Origin of the sequence: Pontibacter rugosus, assembly GCF_042678745.1 — a bacterium.
In the GTDB taxonomy this organism is placed as follows: Bacteria; Bacteroidota; Bacteroidia; order Cytophagales; family Hymenobacteraceae; genus Pontibacter; species Pontibacter rugosus.
The window spans coordinates 1-19,675 of sequence record NZ_JBHTLD010000023.1 but is presented as its reverse complement, the minus strand read 5'-3'; the positions used below and the strand labels follow the sequence as shown (position 1 = coordinate 19,675).

The following is a 19,675-nucleotide window of genomic DNA, read 5'->3' as shown; positions in this document are numbered from 1 at the left end:
CTGTCACTTCATAACATCTTTCTGACTACTGCTTTCGCGTTGTATCTGGCTGCGTGGCAGGTTTAGTAATACCCTTCAGGAAGCCACCTACTTTATCGGCTGCCTGCTTCTTAATTTGCTGCTCAGCTTCCCGGCGCTTCTTCTCTATCTCCTCTCGCGCCTTTTGCTCAGCCTCCAGCCTTCTGCGGTTCAGCTCTGCCTGCACACTGTCCTGCAGCTGCTGTTTACGCTGGTCGGCCTGCTGCTTTACATCGTTTAGCTTATCCTGCACCACGTTTTTAACTAGGTTAGATGCCTGCTCTTTTACAGAACCTCCGGCCAAAGCTATACGCGGGTTAGCATAAGTGCCTCCAACGTTCAGGTTCAGCGTTACACGATCAGAAGTGGCAAGGCTTTCGCTGCCCACTAATCCAGCCAACCGGGTATTCAGCTCACGCCCTACTTTACCGGTTGGTACATTCAGCGCGGTTACATAATCTATCTGCCCGTCAAAGTTGTTCGAGCCTCCTACGGTCATTTCAATATTACCTACCTTCATATCAAAAGGCTTGATCACTAAATTGCCATCTACAATTTCTGCATCAATGTACCTGTTCTCCACTACCAGGTTCTTCAGCTCTTCTATGTTGGTCAGGTTACTGATCTTGTCAACGATGGGCACATCGCGCACCGCTGCCCGAAGCACTTTTATGATACCAGAGCCATCGAGTGTCTTAAACACGGGAGTCATGTCTTTGGCAAGCTCACCGGCAAAGGCAAAGTTAGTAGAGAACTTACCCTCCAGCACACCAGCAATTGGAGCCAACGCTTTAATTGTGTTGAAGGAGTTAAAAGCTTCTTTAAAGCTTAGGTTCTGGATATCCAGCTTCACATCGAAGAGAGGCAACTGGATATTCTGCGTATTATAGCTACCGCTGGTGGCAAACGTACCGCCAAGGGTATTAAAGGTTACCTTATTTAAACGTGCAATCTGGTCTTTTACCTGCACCTGCCCGCCTACATTATCCAGCTTTAGGTTATCGTACAAAACCCGCTTTGCATCAATGTTCAGGATAACGTCCAGGTTGGCAGGTACGGCTACCACTCCTTCAGCGCTTTCCTCCTTTACTGGCTCTCCGGTAGTTTCGCTCACCATCCACTCGTTTACATCAAACTGGTTAGAGCTGATGTTGAAAGTGCCGCGCAGCGATTGGTTATCGGCTAAGGCATAGCCCAGGTAGTTCGAGATTGTACCGTTTGCCCTGATATCGCTGCGGCCTAGAGAGCCATCCATGTTTTGCAGGTTGATGCGCTCGTTGTTGAAGCTTGCGTTGGCCTTAGTGATTATTATACCCTGTGGCAGATCTGTACTGACAAAGCTAAGGTTTGTGATGGCCATGGTACCATTAGCCGTTACGTTGTTATACTTCTCAGCCTCTATATCGCTCAGCTTACCTTTGGCAGCTACATCGGCAACAATACGGCCGGCAAGCTCCATGCCTTCCTGCGGGAAAATCTTCATCAGCTTGGTCAGATCGAGCGTGCCTTTTATGCGGCCATCGAAAGCTGGTTTGTCTATGCCTGCAATCAACATCCGGCCCTCCAACGGCTCCCCGTCCAGGTTCATATTAAAGCGCTCCACATTAATGCGGGTATCATCGGTGTTGCCGGTGGTGTTCACAATATTGGTTACCATATTCAGGTTCTGAATAGGAGCAGGAAAGTCCTTCGACTTGATATAGCCGTTTGTCAGATTCAGGTCTGCATCAATCACAGGCATTCTGGTCTCAGAGTAAGTGCCTTTGGCATCTGCATCTACTTTTAGTAAGCCTCGCAGCGTCATCCCTTCTATAGGATATACTTTGGTCAGCTCAGCCAGATCTACATTGGCTTTCACGTTGCCATCTACCTTCATCACATCCAGCCCTTCAATCAAGACGCGTGCATCTATCGGGTTCTTGCCCAGATCCACGTGGAACTGGCGGACGTTAACGTTCGTCTTCTGCATGGTTCCGTCTTCGCTGGCTACGCTCATATCTACGTTAATATTGCGGGCAGCCTCTGGCAGGTCAGGGTATTTAAACATCCCCTCCATTACTTTTAAATTCACACCATACCCAGGCATCAGCGTATCAATCATGCGCCCTTTAAAATAGCCGTCAAAGCTCAACTTTCCAGCTGTTTTAATATTCTCAAACTGCTCGCTATACATGCCCGGCACTACCGACAGCACATTCCGGAAATCGGTTTCGGTGGCGCTGAAGGTAAGGTCAAAGTCCATCGCCTCCTCCGGCATCAGAATGGAGCCATCGAACTTGAACGGAAAGGCATTTACCCGTATGTTGTTATCTTTGAAGGTATAAAGCGACTTTGCCAAATCCATGGCCATGGTCACATCTGCGTCTAAAGTTGCATTTTCCAGGTAGTTAATGCCATCATATGTCATCACCACACGCTCAGCCGTAGTATTGGATACCATATCAAACACATCCTGCTCAAAATCGCCACTGCCAGTGTGCTCCACATTATAAGCAGAAAACCCAAACGGAATACTTAAGTCATCGTAGAAGATGGTGCCTTTGCTAACCTTCCAGCCTTTGATGGCCATGTTGAAGTCTGATGCGGCCGTATCGGCTGCTGTTTCTGTAGCTGTGGTATCTTCTATAAAAATATCCCAGTTGGCTTTTCCGCTTTTCAGCACCAGAAGCCGTATTACGGGCTCTTCCAGTTTTATAGAATTTACCTTAAGCTCATCGCCAAATACGCTGAACAGGTTCAGGCCTAATCGGAAGGAGGGAATTTTAGCAAGAGTATCGGTAGCAAAAGAATCCTGACCAATAACAAGCAGGTTATCTACCCCGAGTGACAGGTTAGGAAAATCACGAAGAAGCGACAGGCTTACATCATCCGTTTGATAAAGTACCTTCGCGTTTATACTTTTTGCCACTTCTTTGTCTAAGGCTTGCTTTATTTTCTCCTTGAAGAGAACTGGAATAAGCACTGCAGCAGCAAGAAGCAGCGCCAGGAAAACAAAAAAGCCAATGGCTACTTTTTTCATACTTGTTGATGGTATTTTGGGTGTTTTTACTGATATTATAGCTAAGCTATGCAATTTATAGCTAAAACCATGCTACTTTTTTGTTAGCATTACATGGATACATTAAATAACTATGGCGCTGCGGTAACATTGTGTTAGATGAGCATAAAGGTGAAAAAGAAGTACATCTTGTTTGTTTTAGTATTTTGGGCTGAGCTTGCTATGGCCCAGGATGTACAGCATACCCAGCAGTATGCTAACCGCCTTTACCTGAACCCTGCTTTTGCCGGAATCAATACTGATTGGAGCGTTGCTGCTTCGCACCGACGACAATGGCCCACGTTAAATGGCTCGTTTATTACAAACAGCCTATCAGCTGCTTACAGAATAGCTGATAGCAAAAGTGCAATTAGCCTGCTGTTGCAGCAAGATCGAGCCGGAGTAGGGGGACTTAAAAAATTACAAGCCAGTCTTGGCTATGCCTACCATACAAACATCAATGATACGTGGGCTTTTTCGGCCGGATTGCAGGCTGGAATTGCCTCATTACGTATTGATCTGGACAACCTGGTGTTTGGAGATCAGTTATCAGACAACGGTATGATTGCACTCAACTCAGCTGAGGCAAACAGATTTGAGCCAACAACTTATGCTGATATTACAGTTGGCGGCTTATTTTACTCTGATCAGTTTTGGCTGGGGCTTACTGCAGCACACCTGAATAAGCCAGCCTATGGTATGGAACAACAGACAGAGCTACAGCCAAGATATATTGCTTTGGCAGGATACAAATTCTACGCCAGATCGTATGAGGAGCAAGGCAACCTATATGAGCTTAGCTTTACACCTACAGTTACTTATACACAACAGCAAAATACTAAAAGATTAGACATAGGAATGTACACTAAATACACGCCTGTAACGTTTGCACTAATATATAAAGGAGTACCGGCTATTGGTGGAACTAACCAAGATCAATCCTTGTCCATACTTGCAGGGTTGCAGCTGAAACAGTTTAAGTTAGGCTTCAGCCACGACGTAGGAATAAATGGATTAAGCCAAGAAGCTGGTGGAGCCAACGAAATTTCACTGATTTTTGAAAGTGAGGACATCAACAAATTGTTTAAAAGCCGCTTAAAGCACAAATTAAACAGAAACATTGTTTGTCCGGCATTTTAATAATAGTTATAATTGCACATTAATTTACGTTACAAGAACCTTATCTTAATTGGGTACTATTTTATGAAGTTAATTAAGTATTTATCGGCTGCGGTTGTGGGAGGCTTATTGCTTACCGCATGTAATAAAGGTGGCCAGCCTACCAGCACAAACCCAGGTGCTTATAGCTCTGCTACAGGTGCGGAGTATGGTGAGGATGAAGAATCATTTAATGTTGCCGACTACGCTGAATTTCCGCAAGGGCCAGGCCTGATATTTATAGAAGGTGGCCGTACAGTGTTAGGTTCTATGGAAGAGGATATTGCCATGACCCGCGACAACGTGGAAAGAACTGTAACGGTAGCCTCTTTCTATATGGATGAAACAGAAGTGGCTAACATCCATTGGCTGGAGTACCTCCATGATTTAAAGCGTGACTCATTACCAGAAGTATATCAGGCTGCTTTGCCGGATACTACAGTTTGGTCACAACAGCTTTCTTTCAACGATCCTTATGTAACGTATTACCTGCGCTATCCTGGCTTCCGTTTCTTCCCGGTTGTGGGTGTAAGCTGGCTGCAGGCCAACGATTTTTGCGTGTGGCGTACTGCTAAAGTAAACGCAAATCTTGCCAAGCAAGCTAATGGCGGTGGCAGAAGAGGTTTATTCGGTCGCCGTGGTAATAATGAGGAAACGGCAGAAGGAGAAGCACCATCTATCGAGTCTGGCTATGTATTGCCAAACTATCGCCTACCAACAGAGGCTGAGTGGGAATATGCCGCACAAGCAATGATCGGTACACAATATTCAGAAGACGAAAACCAAAACAATCGCCGTCTGTATCCATGGGACGGACACCAGGTACGTAACCCATATGGTCGTGAAATGGGTAAGTTCATGGCTAACTTCAAACGTGGCCGTGGTGACTATGCTGGTATTGCAGGTTCTTTGAACGATGGTGCCATGATTACTGACTACATCTACAGCTACCCTCCAAATGACTTTGGTCTTTATAACATGGCTGGTAACGTGAACGAGTGGGTACAGGATATTTACCGTCCGCTTTCTTTTGAAGATGTAGAAGATTTGAACCCATTCCGTCGTGACGGTTACCTGGATGAAACTGAAAACTATGATTCAAGCGAAGGGTACCACTCTCTAATTAACGATGAGGTTCGTGTATTCAAAGGTGGTTCTTGGAAAGATGTGGCTTACTGGTTATCTCCAGGCACACGCCGCTTTATGGCTCAAGACTCTTCAACAGCTACTATTGGTTTCCGTTGCGCCATGATCAACGCTGGTTCTAACAAATAAGAAGATACCCTCTATCATACTAAAAGCCCGGAAGCAGTTCCGGGCTTTTTTACATTTATACCTACCATGAGTGAGAAAAAAAAGGCACACAAAATTACCTTCAGGTTTCACAGCGAGCTTTTTGATAAAGAAGTAACAGAAGAGCTTTGGGCTATAGAAGTAGACGCAGCTCAAGGTCTTTACCAGATAGACAGCATGCCAAGTTTTGTACCGCTTATAGCAACAGAAGACATTGTGCGGGCCGAATTCAGTAGGATGGAGGAGGGGCTTCTATACAAAGAAACAGTTACACCTTCAGGCAATTCAAACATTCAGGTAATACGCCACAATGAAGATACACCGCTACTGGACCTGCGCAAGCGTTTTGCAGAGCTTGGCTGTGTATCTGAACAAATCAACGAAGACTTCTTTATACTGGAAGTTCCGCTGACGGTGAATTATGCCAATGTAAAAGAACTGCTGGATGAGTTGGAAGCTGAAGAAGAAATAGAATATGCTGAGCCTTGCCTATCAGATGTGCACCGGGAACAGACGAGCGGTGAGGTATAGTACCAACGTTTTCTCCAGGGGCGGCTACTATCATCTGGCGCAAGTATGCGTTTGTATTTTTATCTGCTTCGGCTAATGTTTAAGTAGGCCGAACACCGGCAACAGCTCCTATATTTTCTGAACAGGCTCCTTCAAGAGCATTCAATTTATTTCAGCCCTATTGATACTAAACAGAATAGCCTTCTATGCGGCGGCAAAAGCCAACACGTGCGCCAGGAATAGATACTGCAAGCATCAGAAAGGGAGCACTGTTAGCTGCTCCCTTTCTGATGATTACAGTATAAAAGTATTAAGTTATTTTTCTTTTACTGCCGGAGTTAAGTCAAGCACTCTTCCTGTGTAGGCTCTTATCTCATCGAGCAGCTCAGGATTATCTGCAAGTGATTGCCCATAAGAAGGAATCATCTCTTTCAGCTTTGCTTTCCACTCATCTGTATTGATACGGTGCATGAAGCAGCGCTCCAATAATCCTATCATGATAGACACAGAAGTTGATGCACCTGGCGACGCACCCAAGAGTGCGGCTAAAGTACAGTTGGCACCGCTTACTACTTCGGTACCAAACTCCAACACACCACCCTTGTCTGGATCCTTTTTGATAATTTGAACTCGCTGGCCAGCAACTTCCAGCTCCCAATCTTCTGCCTTCGCTTCCGGAAAATAATCTTTCAGCGCTCCCAAACGCTCTTCCGGCGACTGCCGCACCTGATCTATGAGGTACTTTGTGAGTGCCAGGTTGTGTATGCCTGCTGATATCATCGGCCGCAGGTTTGCTGGCTTTATAGATTTAGGCAAGTCTAAGAAAGAGCCTTTTTTCAGGAATTTTGTAGAGAAACCAGCATAAGGACCGAACAGAAGCTCCTGCTGACCATTTATAAAGCGTGTATCCAGGTGTGGAACCGACATTGGCGGCGAACCTACTGCAGCTAAGCCATACACTTTTGCTTTATGGCGCTCTATCACAGCTCGGTTAGTACACTTCAGCCACTGCCCACTAACAGGAAAGCCGCCATACCCTTGCCCTTCCGGAATATCTGATTTCTCCAGCAAAGATAAAGCACCACCGCCAGCACCTATAAATATATAACGCGCAAAGACATTGCGCTTTTCACCGCTATGCAGGTCCTTCACCCGAATGCGCCAGCGGCCGTTCTCCACCTGTCGCAGCTTTCGCACTTCGTGGCTGAAATGAATCGTTACACCTTCCTGTTGCTGTAGGTAGTTAAACATACTGCGGGTTAAAGCACCAAAGTTAACGTCTGTTCCCAGATCCATCTTTGTAGCTGCTACAGGCTCAGAGTTGTCACGCCCTTCCATAATCAAAGGCACCCATTCTTTAAGCTTTTCCTGATTCTCAGAATATTCCATCCCTTGAAAAAGATGGCATTTGGTCATGGCTTCGTAGCGCTTGCGCAGGAAGTTTACATTATCGTTGCCCCATACAAAACTCATGTGCGGTATGCTCTTGATAAAGGAAGTGGGCAGCTCGATTATGTTGTGTTGAATAAGGTAAGCCCAAAACTGCTTGGATATCTCAAATGACTCGGCAATTTTTACTGCCTTTGATACATCTATCGTTCCGTCTGCTTTTTCAGGAGTATAATTGAGTTCACAAAAAGCGGAGTGGCCGGTACCTGCATTGTTCCAGGCATCAGAGCTTTCTGCGGCGGCTACATCCAGCCGCTCGTAAATCTCAAGTGTTAAATCGGGTTGCAACTCTTTCAGCATCATCCCTAAAGTGGCGCTCATGATGCCTGCACCAATCAGCACCACATCAGGGCCTTTATCCGTAGCGTCTTTCATACTGTTTATGTAATTTCTCTATATGATCAAATATATGCCGCCTATGCCAATGGCACCAGTAGCTAGAATTGACTACGGAAAAAACAGAACTTTTGTCGAAAAGAAAGTCTATCAGATTTAAGTAGCCGCTGTATTTAACAGCTTAAGCAGCTGCTATAGTGGCTATACTTACCTCCGTTGCACCCGCAGCAAGCAAAGCGCGTGCGCAAGCCTCCAGCGTAGCACCGGTTGTCATTACATCGTCTACCAGCAGCACATGTTTCCCCTTTACCTGCTCCGGCTTTGCCACCTGAAACACCTGCTCCACATTTTGCCACCTGTCAAAACGGCTTTTACGGGTTTGAGTAGCTGTATCAACTGAACGAGAAAGAGTGTACTCATGATAGCCGATCTTCAGGGTTTGGCTCAGCCCCTTCGCAAAGCACGCTGCCTGGTTATACCCGCGCCGGCGTAATTTAGACTTGTGCAGCGGCACAGGTACAATCACATCAAACTGTTGGTTGTACTGATGATCGGAGAGGAGGGAGCCATAGCGTTGCCCCAGGTACTCGCCTAGCTCTTCGGCTCCTTTATACTTGAGCCGGTGCAAGAGTCGCTGCACACGGCCCTTTGGCATAAAGTGCAGGTATGAGAATGCATACTGAACTTGCACTCTCCCCCAAAACCTGCGCTGTAGCGGGTTTTGGTCTGCAGACGCTTGTTCATGGAAATTTGTATAAGGCAGCTTCACACTACAGTCCGTGCAAATGAACTCCTCTCCACGAGCCAAGGCACCATTGCAGGCATAGCAGCTCTGGGGGAAAAGCAAATTCAGCAGGTCATCAAACATTGGCAGAGGCAGGTGGTTTAAGGTATTCTGATGATTTTGACGTAACTTTATACTTGGACTATTTTAGAAGTCACCATTACTAATTACATACAACAATGAGCTTAGTAGAAGAATTCAACGACTACCGCATGCGCATGAATGAGCGCATTATGTCTTACGACAATAAAGTAATCAAGCGTTTCTTTAACCTCGACACCAATACATATATGGAAGGTGCTTTGGATGTAAAAACGAAAGAAATGCTGGGTTTAGTTGCCTCTATGGTGTTGCGCTGCGACGATTGCATAAAATACCACGTAGGCAAGTGCTACGAAGAAGGCCTGACTGATGCAGAAATCATGGAAGTATTTTCCATTGCCAACCTGGTAGGTGGCTCTATTGTGATTCCGCACTTCCGCCGTGCCGTAGAATATTGGGAAGAACTGAAGGAGCGAGGCAGCGCCGAGTAAACTTATTGCTGATTTTAACTTGTTATACTATATCACACAAGAACAGCAATACTTTTTTCTTTATATGCAATACGATAGCGAGAATATAGACCACAACTGGACGCAACTGCGCGCCGACCTGATGAAGCGTTTCGGAAAAAAACCGGACATGAACGCTATTCTCTTTCTAATAGGTGTACAAGAGCTGGGAATGGGAATTCGGGAGTTTACAAAAGAAGAAAAACAGGACCTGATGCACATTGCCACCTGTAGAGTCTTTAGCTTATCTGGCTACTATGAGTTTACAGGACGCGATGAAGAAGGCTGGCCTCACTTTAAAGCGGCCAAACCAATTCCGTTTGCAAATCTGAAAGAGCAGGAAAAAATGCTTCGGTGGCACGTAATCGAGTACTTTAACAAATTTAATGAGATCCAAAATTCTTAGTACGACACACATAGCACGTATCAGGTAGTATGCCCCCCAGCAAATTATAAACTTATGAAAAAGTATCAGATACTGAAGTCTATACTTGTAGCGTCGCTTTTACTTCTTACTAACGACACTGGTAAAAAGAAAATTCGTGCTACTTGATACGTGCTACGTGTGTCGCTTAAAATCACCTATGAGAATTATTACCTATAACGTCAATGGCATTCGTGCCGCGCTTACCAAAGGCTTTGCCGAGTGGCTACAGGCTGCCAACCCTGATGTGCTGTGCCTCCAGGAAATTAAGGCAGATGAATCTAAATTTGATAAAGCTTTGTTTGAAGAATTGGGCTACCACGTGTACCTGCATCCGGCTGTAAAGAAAGGCTATAGCGGTGTGGCTATACTTTCGAAGCAGGAGCCGAAGCACGTGGAAGTTGGCTGTGGCATGGAGTGTTATGATGTAGAGGGCAGAGTTTTACGTGCTGATTACGATGATGTATCAGTGATGAGCGTATACATGCCTTCCGGCTCAAGCGGTGAGGAACGTCAGGGCTTTAAGTTCCAGTGGATGGATGACTTCTTTTCGTACATAAACGAAGTGAAGCAGCAGCTACCGGGCTTGGTAGTTTGTGGTGACTACAACATCTGCCATAAACCTGTTGATATCCACAACCCTAAGTCCAATGCGAAAAGCTCCGGCTTTTTGCCAGAAGAGCGTGAGTGGATGGGTAAGTTCGTAGAGAGTGGTTTTATAGATACTTTCAGGCACTTTAACCAGGAGCCGCACAACTATACATGGTGGAGCTACCGCGCCGGTGCCCGTAACAAAAACCTGGGCTGGCGTATTGATTATAACATGGCTACCATTAACCTGCGAGACCGTTTGAAGCGATCCGCTATACTTACTGAAGCGAAGCACTCAGACCATTGCCCGGTGCTGTTGGAACTGGAGTAGGAGCGTGTTTTAAGAATAGCTTGTACTGGTCTTATACTTTAGAAGTTAATTTTTACGCTTTGTATCTGAAGTATAATACGTTAGATGGATTTGCTTAACTTACAGCTATAGCCGCCATGCCTTAACTTTGTAACCAAGAGACATGAAACATACCGATGCACTCGATCAGTTGCTGCATCAGCTGCAGGAGTTCAAGCAGAAATTTTACCTCAACATGCTTTTGCGGGGTAGTATTTTTGCGGTTGGGCTCCTGCTGTCTGTTTATATAGTATACAGCTTGCTGGAGTACATGTTTTACTTCCCGGAGTATGTACGCGCCTTTCTGCTTTTCTCTTTTGTAGCGGCAGTTGTATATGTTTTCGTTAGATGGATAGCCTTCCCTATCTCTGCGCTTACACGGCTACGGCAGGTGCTAACAGATGAGCAGGCGGCACAACAGGTGGGCACCCATTACCCCGGCATCCGCGACAAGCTGCTAAACGCTATCCAGATGCAGCACCTGGACCGCACCAACGAGCTAATTCGCGCAAGTATAGACCAACGCAGTCAGCAGTTGCTTTCTTTTCAATTTAAGGAGGCTGTTAACTACCGCGAGAACAAACCCCTCCTGAAGTATATTGCTCTGCCTGCTCTTATAGCATTCCTTATCATGTTGGTTTACCCAGCCATTTTTGTGCAAGGCACTGAGCGCATCATCAACTACAAAACGCATTATACCCCCAAAGCTCCTTTTGATTTTGTAGTACAGAACGGTGCTTTGCAAACTTACAGAGGAGAGGATTTTGAGCTACAAGTGGCGGTAAAAGGAGACGCTGTACCCGGTGAAGTATACTTGAACTACAACGGCCGCCGACAAAAGCTAACCCAGAACAAAGCCGGATTCTATACTTATACTTTTAAGCAGCTACAGCGGCCAGTCGATTTCCAGCTAGAGGGCTCCGGTTTCTTTTCCGATAGCTATACTTTAAACCTGCTGTCGCGCCCAAACCTGAAAGACTTCCGGATGCTGGTGCAGTACCCGACCTACCTTAAGCGCCAGCCAGAGGAGATACAAAACACCGGCAATGCCACTGTGCCGGAAGGCAGCACGATTACCTGGAACTTCTCTACTTCTGAAACAGACAGTATAAAGCTTGCCTTCGATCAGCCAGTTCTAAGTATAGGCGCAGAAAAAGACGGCAATAGTTTTGTTGCCAGCAAGGCTTTTAATCAAAGCCAGAACTACAGCATCAATCTCCGCAACAAGCATAGTGCAAACAAAGAAGAAATCAGTTACCAGATCACCACTATTCCTGACCGCAATCCGCAGATTACGCTGGAGCAGTTTCAGGACACGGCCCTTTACACTTTTATGGTGTTGGGTGGCGATGTGACGGATGATTACGGTTTAACCAGGCTTGCCTTGTTTTACCGCATCAACAGCGATAAAAATCCTCAGGCTAAGTATAAATCACAGGCCTTGCCCCTAAACCAGCAGCTTAGCCAAACCTACTACTACCAATGGAACACCGCCGCACTTGCTATGCAGCCCGGCGATAAGCTGGAATACTTTGTGCAGGTTTGGGACAATGATGGCATCCACGGGCCAAAAAGCGCACGCACCCGCACCTTTGAGCTTAAGGTGCCAGATAAGCGCGAACTTCAGAAAGAACTGGACAGCAATTCTCAGTCGGTGGCAAGCCAGCTTAGCAAAACTTTAGAAAAAGCGAACCAGTTGGAGCGGGACCTGAATAAGTCCGGTGAGAAGATGAAGACCAAGCGCGACCTGAACTGGCAGGACAAAAAGCAGCTGGAGGAATTAGCCGCTAAAAAGAAACAGCTGGAGCAGGACATAAATTCTATGAAAGAGCTGTTTGAGGAGCTCAACAAAAAGCAGAATATGCTGAACGAGCCAAACAAGCAACTGGCCGAGAAAGCACAGGAACTGCAGAAACTTATGAACGACCTGCTAGACCCGGAAACAAAAAAGCTTTACGACGAACTGGAGAAGCTCCTGAAGCAGCAACAGCCAAACGATAGGGAACTACAGAAGCTACTGAGTAAGCTTGATAACCGCGAGAAAAATATGGAGCGCGAGCTGGAGCGTGCCCTGGAGCTGTTCAAGCAACTTCAGTTTGAGCAGAAGCTGGAAAACATCGCTAATAAATTAGAGGAGATGGGAGAGAAGGAGCAGCAGCTTGCCCAGAAAACGGAACAGAAGCAAGAGAGCAAACAGGAGTTACAGCAACAGCAGAAAGAACTGCAGCAGGAGTTTGAAAATGTAAAGGAGCAGATGAAAGACCTGAAGCAGCTGAATGATAAACTGGAGAATCCGAATAACCTGGACGAGCAGCAGCAACAGCAGGAGCAGCAGAGTATTGAAGAACAAATGGAGCAGAGCCAGGAGCAGTTGGAGAAGAACCAAAACAAGAAGGCCAGCGAGTCGCAGCAAAAGGCAGGGCAGAAGATGCAGCAAATGGCAAAGCAGATGGAGCAGATGCAAAGCAGCATGAGCATGGCAGGCATGCAGCAGAACCTCGATAACCTACGCGACATCCTGGAGAACCTCATCACCCTCTCGTTTGATCAGGAGGAACTCATGAAGCAGTTTCGCAGCGTGAACCAAAGTGACCCTCGCTTCATAGAGTTGTCGCAGCAGCAGCTTAGTTTACGCGATAATTCAAAGGTAATTGAAGACAGCCTCTTTGCCTTGGCAAAAAAGGTTTTTCAACTGGAGTCTTTTGTCACGCGGGAGGTGGCCACCATGAATCAGAGTATGGACAATAGTATGCAGGAGCTCCGAGACCGAAATGTAGGAAGGGCAACGGGGCAGCAGCAACTAGCCATGACAAGCATGAACAACTTAGCCCTGATGCTGAACGATGCATTGAAGCAAATGCAGCAGGCGATGCAGCAAATGAAAGGCAGTATGGCCGGCAAGCAGAAGGGAAATCAGCCAAAACCCGGGAACATGGGAGAATTGCAGCAACAATTAAACAAAAAAATCGAAGATCTTAAAAAAGGAGGCACCTCGGGTAAGGCACTTTCTGAAGAATTAGCTAAATTGGCTGCTGAGCAGGAGGCTCTTCGAAATGCCTTGAAAGAACTTGAAAAACAAGGACAGAAACCTGGCGAAAAAGGCCAGAATGGTGACTTGGGAAATATTAGCAAGATGATGGAACAAAGCGAAACTGATCTCGTTAATAAACGTTTGACTGAGCAAACCATTATGAGGCAGCGCGAAATCCTGACCAGGTTACTCCAAGCTGAGAAGTCTGCCAAGGAGCGGGAATTAGATAACAAGCGAGAAGCAAAAACAGCTCAGGACGTTACCCGTAAAATTCCACCTTCATTTGACAAGTACCTTAAGGCAAAAGAAAAGCAAACTGAATTGCTCAAAACTATACCACCTGCGCTTTCACCTTATTACAAGCAAAAGGTAAATGAGTATTTTCAAAACATAAGTAAATAAAGCACCTATTTTTACACTTAACGATTAATATGAATCAGGTTAAAATTCAGATTCCTTCCCTAATCGAGAACATCAGAGTTGTTGAGAGTTTCATTGATAACTCTAAAGATGAATTTGAGTTTGAAGATGACATTTATGGCAACATCATGGTTGCAGTTACGGAATCTGTAAACAACGCGATCCGCCACGGGAACAAGTTTGACAAAGACAAAAATGTTTACTTGACACTGCAGGTGGAGGATAATAAACTTCTTTTCGAAGTACAGGATGAAGGAGCTGGCTTCGATTATGAAACCTTACCAGACCCAACTGCTCCAGAGAACTTGGAAAACCCTGGTGGGCGAGGCATCTTTTTAATGCACAACCTTTGCGACGAGGTTAATTTTTTAGACGAAGGCAAAAAAGTACAGCTTATTTTCAACATACCTCCTTCTCAGAATGGAATATCCAATTGAGTTCTTTAGTGAAGACATCGAGTTTGAACTAGAAAACCCAGAACAAGTAGCCGAGTGGATCGGAACCGTAATTGAGCAACACGATCAAGAGCTAATCAACCTCACGTACATTTTTTGCTCAGACGATTACTTACATCAAATCAACGTCGAGTATCTCGACCACGATACCCTCACAGATATTATCACCTTCAGCAATGCCGACATCGAAGGCACAGTTGAAGGTGATCTTTTTATAAGCATAGATAGAGTTCGCGACAATGCGAAAGATTTAGGCACTGCTTTTGAAGACGAACTGCACCGCGTTATCATTCATGGCGTGCTTCATCTGCTAGGTTATAAAGATAAGTCTGAAGAGGAAGAGGCACTTATGCGTAAAGAAGAAGATTCTTTGTTATCTTTGCGAAAGTTTTAGTCTCAAACGGAATTACCAACCCTCTGCAGATGTTTCACGTGAAACATCTCTAAAATCAGAATACATGTTTCCAGAATACGATATCATAGTTGTAGGAGCTGGGCACGCAGGCTGTGAAGCCGCTGCGGCCGCAGCCAAGATGGGTTCGAAGGTGCTGTTGGCAACCATGAACATGAACACGATTGCTCAAATGTCTTGCAACCCAGCAATGGGTGGTGTAGCGAAAGGACAAATCGTGCGTGAAATAGATGCACTAGGTGGAATGAGCGGTATCATTACTGACCAAACCATGATCCAATTCCGCATGCTTAACAAATCTAAAGGCCCAGCCATGTGGAGCCCACGTGCGCAGAGCGACCGCATGCGTTTTGCAGAAGCATGGCGCTTAACGTTAGAGCAAACAGCGAACGTTGACTTCTGGCAAGAGATGGTTAGTGGCATTGAAGTAGAGAATGGAAAAGCTGTAGGCGTACGCACAAGCCTGGGGATAACTATAAGAGGAAAGGCGGTTATCTTAACGAATGGCACCTTTTTAAATGGAATTATCCACATAGGCGAGAAGCAGCTAGGAGGAGGACGTGCCGCTGAAAAATCAGCAAAAGGAATAACGGAACAACTGGTAGAACTTGGTTTTGAAGCAGGCCGAATGAAAACAGGAACTCCTCCACGTGTAGATGGGCGCTCGCTTGACTATAGCAAAATGGAAGAGCAGTACGGCGACGAAAACCCAAGCAAGTTTTCATATACAGATACGCAACCGCTAGCAAAGCAACGCAGCTGCTATATCACCTATACAAACTCTGAAGTACACGAGATCCTAAAAACTGGCTTTGAAAAATCTCCGATGTTCCAAGGCCGTATTCAGGGATTAGGCCCACGCTACTGCCCATCTATAGAAGATAAAATCAACCGCTTTGCAGATAGAGATCGTCATCAGATTTTTGTGGAGCCGGAAGGGTGGAGTACAGTAGAAGTTTATGTAAATGGATTCTCAAGCTCGCTTCCTGAAGATGTACAGTTAAAAGCGCTACGCAAGATTGTAGGATTTGAAAACGCGAAGATGTTCCGCCCTGGCTATGCCATCGAGTATGACTTCTTCCCGCCAACACAATTGAACCTGACGTTAGAAACAAAGCTAGTACAGAACCTATACTTTGCCGGCCAAATAAATGGCACCACTGGTTATGAAGAAGCAGCTTGCCAAGGACTGATGGCAGCAATCAATGCACACAACAAGATAAACTCCAAAGAGCCGTTTATCTTAAAACGTTCTGAAGCATACATCGGCGTGTTGATTGATGACCTAGTAAATAAAGGGACAGATGAACCCTACCGCATGTTTACCTCTCGTGCAGAACACCGCATTTTACTGCGCCAGGACAATGCCGATATACGCTTAACTAAACTAGGATATGAACTAGGTTTGGCAGATGAATCCCGTTTGAAAGCTGTGGATAAAAAGATAGAGGAAACAGCAGAAATCATTGCATACTTAAACAACAAGGCAATAGAGCCTAAAGATATCAACAGTATGCTGGAGGAAATTGGCTCTGCTCCAATAATAGAAAAACAGCGTGCAGGCCAACTGATAAAACGGCCAAATGTGGAGATTGAACACATAGCAAAAGTAGTTGCATCAGTGGGAGAATACCTGAGCAAGTTTAAGCAGGAAAGCGTGGAGCAAGCAGGTATACAGGTGAAGTATGAAAGCTATATTGAGAAGGAGTACAGTATGGCTGCCAGAATGGGCGAACTTGAAAACTATACTATCAAAGGCAAAATAAACTATCGCGATATACCAGCATTATCTAAAGAGGCAAAAGAAAAATTACTGAAAGTGGAGCCGGAAACAATAGGGCAAGCTTCCAGAATCAGTGGCGTATCGCCAGCAGATATTTCGGTGTTAATGGTATACCTTGGGAAATAATACATGAGCTACGAAAGACTGGAACAATGCCCTATTTGTGGGAAAGAAGACTTCAAAAACTTTTTAGTAGTAAACGATAACGCTGTATCTAAAGAAAGCTTTGTAATTGTGGAATGTGAGAACTGTACGTTCAAATTCACCAATCCAAGGCCAGATAAAGAAAGCATAGGCCGGTACTATGAATCAGAGGAATACATCTCGCATAGCAATATTAAACACGGGATTATCAACAGAGCTTACCATGTAGTACGTTCTATTACTACAAAGCAGAAAGTTGAACTTATCAACAGGTACGCGCCAGCCAAAGGTAGCATTCTGGACTATGGTTGTGGCACCGGCACCTTTCTATCAGCTTGCAAAAAAGATGGGTGGGAGATAAGAGGAATAGAGCCAAATACTAAAGCGCGTGAAATAGCCTCAGAAGAAACAGAAGAGGTTATTGCTACAAACCTGGAAGATATAGAGGGCGAAAAATTTGAGGTTATATCTCTCTGGCATGTACTGGAGCACATTCACTCGTTGAACGAAACAATGTCTCAGATTTTAGAGAGCCTGCAGGATGATGGTACGTTGATTATAGCTGTACCAAATGCTGACTCGCATGATGCCAAAGAGTACCGCGAGAATTGGGCAGCTTATGATGTACCGCGCCACCTGTATCACTTTACACAGGCAACCATGAAGCGCTTTTTGAAGAAGCATAAAATGGTGCTAGAAGAAGTGTTGCCAATGAAATTTGATGCCTACTATGTAAGCATGCTAAGCGAAAAGCACAAAGAAGGAAAGACAAAGATGCTAAGCAGCGTTATGAACGGTTACCGTTCAAACAGCTATGCAGAAAAAAATGGAAACGATTATTCCAGCTTAATTTTTGTAGCAAAAAGAAAATAATAGCAGCAAATTTACGTGCATAATAAAATAGGCAAGCTATGGTTTGCCTATTTTCGTTTCAGATAAATACTTTATGAAGCTACTAAATAAGATTATTGCCGCAGGTTTATTAACAGGCTTGGCAGCATGTGCTACACAAAATCCACCAGATGGAGGCCCTAAAGATGAAACACCTCCGAAGCTCATCAGCAGCAATCCTAAAGATCAGGAGTTAAATGTGGATACCCGCACAATTACGCTCACGTTTGATGAAGAGGTTCAGCAGAATAACTTAACAAAAGAGCTGCTCATTACACCAAATATCAACAACAGATACAAGGTAATATCGAAACGAAACGAGCTATCGCTGGAATTCGAAAAACCCTTACAAGACAGCACAACTTATACTTTAAATTTCAGGCAAGGAATAACAGATATCACTGAAAAGAACAAAGCCCAGGGATTACGATTATCCTTTAGCACCGGCACCTTTATAGACTCTAGCCGTGTAAGCGGAACAGTGGTAAACCTGTTGAAACAAACACCGGAAAAAGAAGCGGTGGTAGCTCTATATCAGACAGGAGATACATTAAGCATACGAAAGAACAGACCATACTATCTTACTACAACCGATGCTCAAGGAAATTTCAGGCTAGACAATGTGAAGGAAGGGAGCTATAGAATGTATGCATTAGTTGATAAAAACAACAATTCTTACTACGACTCTGAAGAAGAAAGAATAGCTTATCTGCCAGAGCCGATAATGATAACTCCCACAACAGATACAGTAAAGCTGCAAACGATCAGGATTGATACGAAGAAACCTATACTACTGGCAAGAGAAAGATTTACTGATAGATTTGTCGCCAACTATAACGAAGGGATTCAAGCTTTCAACGCGATTTCAGTAACAGGAAAGGATACCATTATGAGTAGAATAGCAACAGACGGAAAGTATGCGGAGCTATTCAAAACACAGAATTTCTCAGGTGGAAAAGCTATACTAGCAGCAATAGATTCTGCAGGAAATATAGGCGTAGACACACTTGAAATAGCTTTTGAAGGTAAAATATCAACACGTATAAAAGGAGCACAAGTCAAGGTTATCAACACAAAGAATTCAGGAGGATTTGCAGTAGGCCAGCCAGTTGTTATAGAATTACAAACACCTGTACGCATACAAGGCACTACTCCTATAAGCTTGATGGCAGATAGCACCGTTATACATACGCTAACCTACCCTGAGCAAATCAGTCTGGATAGAACAAATACAGAAATCAGATTCAGTCTCCCTTCAATCCCTAATAAAGTTAAACAGGTTGTAATAGTATTGGATACTGCAGCTGTGGTTCCATTAGAAGGTGCTCCATTATCAATTCCACAACTACAATTATCTATCTCAGAAGAGAAAGGAACTGGTGTTATAAGCGGTCGGATAAACACGAGTTATACTTCTTATATTGTGCAGCTATTAAATAGCGAATTCAAAGTAGTAGAGCAACAGCAAGGGAAGAATACGTACCGGTTCAACAGTGTAACACCAGGAACTTATCAGATCAGGGTACTGATTGATGCGAACAACAATGGTAAATGGGATAAAGGCGATCCGGAATTCAAAAGACTGCCTGAGCCTGTATATATACATCCTAAGGCACTTGAAGTAAGAGCTAATTGGGAAATAGAAAAAGAGAATCTGGAGTTTTAACAGAACAGATGAACTTATGAGGGAGGTGCTACAGCATCTCCCTTTTTTTATGCCTTTTCCATACATCAATTCAAAACAGTCAGCTACTGAGAACAATAATAGCTCCTGCTTAGCCTGATGGAATATCATGCTGCATAACAGAAGGACTAACATAAAGTGCATGCAAGCTTCATCAAAATAAATTGATATGGCAGCAGCTAAGATTACTGCCACAGATGACATAAATAAAAATAAACTATACAATCGGTCCTCCAGGTAAAAGCTTCCCCACATGATTAAGAAAGCAACAATACTTGATAAAATAAATCTTAAGAAGGATGGGCTGGCAAAGAGACAGGTTTGATAGGCAACGAATACAAAGTAATTAGGAAAG

Annotated in this window: 15 protein-coding genes; 12 read left to right on the top strand and 3 right to left on the bottom strand. The window is 44.6% G+C overall.

The window, feature by feature from the left end; genetic code table 11:
* Positions 1–25 precede the first annotated feature (25 nt).
* A complete protein-coding gene (locus ACFQ2O_RS04460) occupies positions 26–3,037 on the bottom strand; it encodes an AsmA family protein (protein ID WP_377523209.1) in 3,012 nt (1,003 codons plus the stop codon).
* 150 nt (positions 3,038–3,187) lie between these two features.
* Here ACFQ2O_RS04460 and ACFQ2O_RS04455 point away from each other — a divergent pair, with 150 nt between their 5' ends.
* The 3 genes from ACFQ2O_RS04455 to ACFQ2O_RS04445 all read left to right on the top strand — a co-directional run bounded on the left by ACFQ2O_RS04455 (position 3,188) and on the right by ACFQ2O_RS04445 (position 6,037).
* Entirely contained in the window at positions 3,188–4,195 is a 1,008-nt protein-coding gene (locus tag ACFQ2O_RS04455; RefSeq protein ID WP_377523208.1) for a PorP/SprF family type IX secretion system membrane protein, read from the top strand.
* A gap of 63 nt (positions 4,196–4,258) precedes the next feature.
* Positions 4,259–5,488 (top strand): gliding motility lipoprotein GldJ, encoded by a 1,230-nt coding sequence (gldJ, locus tag ACFQ2O_RS04450; RefSeq protein WP_377523207.1) that lies wholly within the window; start codon positions 4,259–4,261, stop codon positions 5,486–5,488.
* A 66-nt stretch (positions 5,489–5,554) separates the two neighbouring features.
* Positions 5,555–6,037 (top strand): DUF4265 domain-containing protein, encoded by a 483-nt coding sequence (locus ACFQ2O_RS04445; protein ID WP_377523206.1) that lies wholly within the window; start codon positions 5,555–5,557, stop codon positions 6,035–6,037.
* 294 nt (positions 6,038–6,331) lie between these two features.
* On the opposite strand, the gene ACFQ2O_RS04440 is transcribed toward ACFQ2O_RS04445, so the two are convergent.
* Positions 6,332–7,849 carry a malate:quinone oxidoreductase gene (locus ACFQ2O_RS04440; RefSeq protein WP_377523223.1) on the bottom strand — a complete coding sequence of 506 codons (1,518 nt, stop codon included), beginning with the start codon at positions 7,847–7,849 and terminating at the stop codon, positions 6,332–6,334.
* Between the two features lie 133 nt (positions 7,850–7,982).
* On the bottom strand, positions 7,983–8,669 hold the full coding sequence (locus ACFQ2O_RS04435) for a ComF family protein (RefSeq protein ID WP_377523205.1): 687 nt from the start codon (positions 8,667–8,669) through the stop codon (positions 7,983–7,985).
* 95 nt (positions 8,670–8,764) lie between these two features.
* Here ACFQ2O_RS04435 and ACFQ2O_RS04430 point away from each other — a divergent pair, with 95 nt between their 5' ends.
* The 9 genes from ACFQ2O_RS04430 (at position 8,765) to ACFQ2O_RS04390 (ending at position 19,302) form a co-directional block, all read left to right on the top strand.
* Complete coding sequence (locus ACFQ2O_RS04430; RefSeq protein ID WP_377523204.1) at positions 8,765–9,118, top strand: carboxymuconolactone decarboxylase family protein; 354 nt, start codon at positions 8,765–8,767, stop codon at positions 9,116–9,118.
* Between the two features lie 64 nt (positions 9,119–9,182).
* The gene (locus tag ACFQ2O_RS04425) at positions 9,183–9,542 is read left to right on the top strand and encodes a hypothetical protein (protein ID WP_377523203.1); all 360 of its coding nucleotides are present in this window, start codon (positions 9,183–9,185) and stop codon (positions 9,540–9,542) included.
* A 178-nt stretch (positions 9,543–9,720) separates the two neighbouring features.
* Positions 9,721–10,482 carry an exodeoxyribonuclease III gene (locus ACFQ2O_RS04420; RefSeq protein ID WP_377523202.1) on the top strand — a complete coding sequence of 254 codons (762 nt, stop codon included), beginning with the start codon at positions 9,721–9,723 and terminating at the stop codon, positions 10,480–10,482.
* A gap of 142 nt (positions 10,483–10,624) precedes the next feature.
* Complete coding sequence (locus ACFQ2O_RS04415; protein ID WP_377523201.1) at positions 10,625–13,933, top strand: DUF4175 family protein; 3,309 nt, start codon at positions 10,625–10,627, stop codon at positions 13,931–13,933.
* Positions 13,934–13,962: 29 nt separating this feature from the next.
* The gene (locus tag ACFQ2O_RS04410; protein ID WP_377523200.1) at positions 13,963–14,388 is read left to right on the top strand and encodes an ATP-binding protein; all 426 of its coding nucleotides are present in this window, start codon (positions 13,963–13,965) and stop codon (positions 14,386–14,388) included.
* Positions 14,372–14,800 (top strand): rRNA maturation RNase YbeY, encoded by a 429-nt coding sequence (gene ybeY, locus ACFQ2O_RS04405; RefSeq protein WP_377523199.1) that lies wholly within the window; start codon positions 14,372–14,374, stop codon positions 14,798–14,800. The genes ACFQ2O_RS04410 and ybeY overlap by 17 nt, the downstream gene beginning before the upstream one ends.
* 64 nt (positions 14,801–14,864) lie before the next feature.
* Complete coding sequence (gene mnmG / locus ACFQ2O_RS04400) at positions 14,865–16,727, top strand: tRNA uridine-5-carboxymethylaminomethyl(34) synthesis enzyme MnmG (RefSeq protein ID WP_377523198.1); 1,863 nt, start codon at positions 14,865–14,867, stop codon at positions 16,725–16,727.
* Between the two features lie 3 nt (positions 16,728–16,730).
* Positions 16,731–17,618 carry a class I SAM-dependent methyltransferase gene (locus ACFQ2O_RS04395; protein ID WP_377523197.1) on the top strand — a complete coding sequence of 296 codons (888 nt, stop codon included), beginning with the start codon at positions 16,731–16,733 and terminating at the stop codon, positions 17,616–17,618.
* A gap of 73 nt (positions 17,619–17,691) precedes the next feature.
* Positions 17,692–19,302 (top strand): Ig-like domain-containing protein, encoded by a 1,611-nt coding sequence (locus ACFQ2O_RS04390; protein WP_377523196.1) that lies wholly within the window; start codon positions 17,692–17,694, stop codon positions 19,300–19,302.
* Positions 19,303–19,675 lie beyond the last annotated feature (373 nt).